At 37.9% G+C, this 3,876-nt stretch carries 7 protein-coding genes; 6 read left to right on the forward strand and 1 reads right to left on the reverse strand.

Annotated elements, in window-relative coordinates; all coding sequences use genetic code 11:
* The first annotated feature begins 136 nt into the window (after positions 1-136).
* The gene (locus C9914_RS11875; protein ID WP_408003202.1) at positions 137-253 is read left to right on the forward strand and encodes a phage holin family protein; all 117 of its coding nucleotides are present in this window, start codon (positions 137-139) and stop codon (positions 251-253) included.
* Positions 254-275: 22 nt separating this feature from the next.
* Entirely contained in the window at positions 276-959 is a 684-nt protein-coding gene (locus C9914_RS11385; RefSeq protein ID WP_456238925.1) for a leucine-rich repeat domain-containing protein, read from the forward strand.
* On the opposite strand, the gene C9914_RS11390 is transcribed toward C9914_RS11385, so the two are convergent.
* Positions 886-2,033, reverse strand: a protein-coding gene (locus C9914_RS11390) for an IS3 family transposase (RefSeq protein WP_106765506.1) whose coding sequence is annotated in 2 segments (ribosomal slippage) — positions 886-1,784 and positions 1,784-2,033 — 1,149 coding nt in all. Because the reading frame shifts where the segments join, the coding sequence is not laid out codon by codon here. The genes C9914_RS11385 and C9914_RS11390 overlap by 74 nt on opposite strands.
* 80 nt (positions 2,034-2,113) lie before the next feature.
* Here C9914_RS11390 and C9914_RS11395 point away from each other — a divergent pair.
* From C9914_RS11395 to C9914_RS11410, 4 genes are all read left to right on the forward strand, one after another.
* Positions 2,114-2,464, forward strand: coding sequence for a hypothetical protein (locus C9914_RS11395; RefSeq protein WP_106765507.1), 351 nt, complete (start codon positions 2,114-2,116; stop codon positions 2,462-2,464).
* Positions 2,457-2,669: a CPCC family cysteine-rich protein gene (locus tag C9914_RS11400; RefSeq protein ID WP_106765509.1), complete on the forward strand. Its 213-nt coding sequence runs from the start codon at positions 2,457-2,459 to the stop codon at positions 2,667-2,669. Before C9914_RS11395 ends, C9914_RS11400 begins: the two co-directional genes overlap by 8 nt.
* 183 nt (positions 2,670-2,852) lie before the next feature.
* Complete coding sequence (locus C9914_RS11405) at positions 2,853-3,446, forward strand: HK97 family phage prohead protease (protein ID WP_106765511.1); 594 nt, start codon at positions 2,853-2,855, stop codon at positions 3,444-3,446.
* 6 nt (positions 3,447-3,452) lie between these two features.
* Positions 3,453-3,876: phage major capsid protein (locus C9914_RS11410; RefSeq protein WP_106765513.1), on the forward strand; the 424-nt coding region annotated here is incomplete at its 3' end.

Here is a 3,876-nt window from a genome sequence, read left to right on the forward strand (position 1 = left end):
CAGGGTTCCTTGCTGCAACACTTTGCAAGATTTCTAAGTCACTTATCAATAATTCACAATTTGATATTGTGTCATATACAATTCAGCATATGGCTGTTAATATCGCACAGTGGATAGAAGGTCAGCTGCTTAAATAATATCAACACAAGATGTTTGGACTGCAATCTTTGCAGCAATTACGCAAGGTATTCTCTGTGCTGGAGCAAGCGTTTATGCAAATCAAATCTATAAGCAAATAAAAAAGGGTGATTGATATGGACTTAACAGACATTGCAATGTACTGCAAAATCAAGCAGTCGGAGCGAGAGGCAGATAAGTATAAACAGCAATCTGACTTGTATGAGAGTGTGTTGACAGGTACAGTTACTGAGTTTGTTGTGCCGAGCGAGTGGACAGAAATTAGACGAGGTGCATTTAATACTTGTACTGAGCTGACAAGTGTTACTTTGTCTGATAATATAGCGACAATAGGGATAACGGCATTTAACTTCTGCTCGAGTCTTGAAAGTATAAATATCCCTGATGGTGTAATAGAAATTAGAAATAATGCTTTTTATGGGTGTACATCTCTTATTGATATGACAATATCTAACACTGTCGCAAAATTAGGAAAATCAGTATTTACCAACTGCTCAAAACTCACAAATGTTACGCTTGGCAACAACTTTAATTGCAATAATCTTGACCTATCAGCAAGCACAAGATACAGCGTAGATACAATTGTAGCAATGCTTACGGCTCTTGCTGACCGTACAGGACAGACAGCGTATACATTGACGCTTGGAGCAACTAATCTCGCAAAGCTCATCTTGGCAAAGACACTCTTACAAGCATTGTTATTGCCTTCTGCGATAGAATCAAGTCTGCTGGCTATCGTCCAATGCTCTATTGCAACCCGAATTGGCTATGNATTTCTGCCTGATCAGGAGAGAGGCCGTTATTGTGAGAATGAGGTCTGAAAGAATTGTAGAAACCGTTGATATACTGAAAAATGCTCAGTTTCAGTTCATCAAAGGAAGAGTAAGTTCTGCGGTTGGTTTCTTCTTTTTTCAAGTACTTGAAAAAGCACTCCATTACAGCATTATCATAAGGATGCGCTTTTGCGGAAAATGACTGAACAATATTTAGCTCGTCCAAATGTTTCCTGAAAGCTTCTGCTGTAAACTGACAACCTCTGTCACTGTGAAAGAGTAGGCTGCCTGAAATATTACGGTTGGCGACAGCTGAATCAAGTGTTTCAATTGCAAGCTTTGTGTTGAGATGTGGAGATAATTTATATGCGATAGCCTTTCTTGAAAACAGATCAAGTATTACACAAAGGTAATAAAATCTTCCCGCGGCACGAAGATATGTAAAATCACATACCCATACTTTATTAGGTTGGGATGGATTAAAACGCTGTTTCAATATGTTTGGGCAATGCTCATTTGAAGCTGTTTTGTGTTTTGGATAGGACGGCTTGATAGTACTCATTTTTGGCAGATTCATACCTTTCATAAGGCGATAAACCCTTTGCGTACTTATATTTATGCGATATTCACCGGCAAGGCAATTTTTTATCTTGTAAGCTCCGAAGCGTTTTTTTGATCTTGCATAAAGCTCGGCAATACAACTTCGAATCCTACGGTTTTCAAGCTCTCTTTCAGAGGGCTTGTGATGAAGAAATTTGTAATATGTGCTTCTGTTGACACTAAGAACACGGCAAAGCGTTGTAACAGCGTGTTCTGATGACAGCAGCTTTACGGCATTCAGTCTTTGCCTGAGTTTGGCGTGAATATCGCAATGGCTTTTTTTAGTATTAGATTTTCCTCCTCAAGTTGGGCATTGCGTTTTTGAAGCTCCTTTATTTGTTTGGCTGTAAAAACTGTTTCATCATCAATTTTTACTTCTGAGTACTGCTTTATCCAATTGGATAAAGCACTGTGAGAAATTCCATATTCCTTGTGTATTTCAGAATATGTTTTTCCCGAATGGTACAGATTGACTATTGTTTGCTTATATTCCTGGGTGTATTTCGGATTTTTTGAAGACATTTTTTATTCCTCCTTTTTCTGTCTTCTATTTTATCATACTTGTCCACTTTTTTATTATATATCCATCAAATGTACCGAATGTGTCAGCTAAAGGTAGAAATGAGTTTACAGTTAAAGGCTTTAAAAATAAACAGGCATTAAATAATCATTGGAAGAATGGTCGTACACATAGAAATGAATATATGCAAGATGGCATAACAACACCCGAACAGTATCAAGCAAGAGCGTTGGAATTGGTGCAAAGTCCTGCGGATGGTAAGAAGATACTCGGGTATAAAAATTCACTTGGTCAAATTATTAGATATGATGTTGATAAAAATGATTTTGTAAAAGGAAACCCTAAAAAAGGAATTTTTACAATGTTTAAGCCCGAAAAAGGAAAAAAGTATTTTGATGAAAAACTGAAAGAAGAAGGAATACAAGATGATTAACTTAACTGAACCATATCCTTGCCCTGTATGTGGACAACACATTTTTGAAGAACCAGATACTTACGATATGTGTCCCGTTTGTGGTTGGTTTGATGACGGATTGCAAAGAATAAGACCTGATATGTCTGGCTGTAACTATTTAAGTCTTAACGAATATCGTGAAAAGTGGCTGAAAGGAGAAATTTCTCGGCCTATACTTGATTAAATTTAACCGCTCCTTGAGGGCGGTTTTCTATGCCCGAAAGTAGGTGAAACAATGGATTTCCGAGAATTTATTGAAGAACGCTTCATAAAAAGAAACTAAGCACTTTGAGAAATCAAGGTGCTTTTTTAATGCCCTGAGTATGGCTTAAAACTGCTCTATTTTTATACCCGAAGGTAGGTGAGAATGTTGCAAATCGAAATCAGAAGTAGCAATGAGGCTGTTATAAGCGGTTATGTGAATGCTGTTGAGCGTGATAGTCGCATAATGCCAAAAGGCAAGGGAGCAACTGCGGTACGAAGTTTTGTTGAGCGAGTTAGGGCAGGCACTTTCGATAAGGCTATAAAAAGAGGAACGCCAATAGAGCTTCGCTTTAATCATGACAAAATAATAGGCGATACCACAAAGAATCTTGAACTCTATGAAGATAATATCGGCCTTTATGCGAGGGCAATAATCAGTGATACAGAGGTTATTGAAAAGGCTCAGCGTGGGGAGTTGCGTGGGTGGTCATTTGGCTTTATCTCTGAGGGTGAATCCTGGGATAAAGAAGGCGAGCTTGACAGACGAACGCTTGAAGACATTGATTTGAAAGAAGTTTCAATTCTCGACAAAACACCAGCTTACTTTGGCACTTCCGTTGAAGTAAGGGAAGAAGAATCGAATGTTTTTGAAACAAGGGGAATTGCAGGAAACATAAAGCTTATCGGAAAAGAATCTCCGAAAGCAAACAGTTTAGAAATCTATGAAAAAGAACTTGAAATTTTGAAAGAGAGGTAATTTATTATGAAGGCACTAATCGAAAAGAAAAATGCTCTACTTGATGAGGCAGACGCTCTTATCAATAAAGCAAAGACAGAGAACAGGGCGTTTGAGGATAGCGAACTTAATCGCTATAATGAAATCAAAGCAGAGCTTGCAAGGCTCAATAAGACTATTTCAGCCGTAAAAGAAACAAGAGAAGCTGAAATTGACGAACCTGATAATAAAAAGAACAGTACAGAAGAAACCGAAACAAGACTTTTTGAAGCTTATATCCGAAATCCGAAGGCTGTTGAAACTCGTGCCGATACTAATCTCACTTTCGGTGCTAATGGTGCGATTATACCAACAAGCATTGAAAATAAGATTATTGATAAGGTGAAAGAAATTTGCCCTATTTTTGAACTTGCAACAAAGTATAATGTCGGCGGTACTCTTACAATTCCGT

It is taken from the genome of Pseudoruminococcus massiliensis, assembly GCF_900291955.1.
Taxonomy (GTDB): Bacteria; Bacillota; Clostridia; order Oscillospirales; family Acutalibacteraceae; genus Pseudoruminococcus; species Pseudoruminococcus massiliensis.

Excerpts from the sequence above, each read along its gene's own strand:
- C9914_RS11405 (WP_106765511.1), top strand. The coding sequence starts at position 2,853 with ATGTTGCAAATCGAAATCAGAAGTAGCAATGAGGCTGTTATAAGCGGT.
- C9914_RS11400 (WP_106765509.1), top strand. The coding sequence starts at position 2,457 with ATGATTAACTTAACTGAACCATATCCTTGCCCTGTATGTGGACAACAC.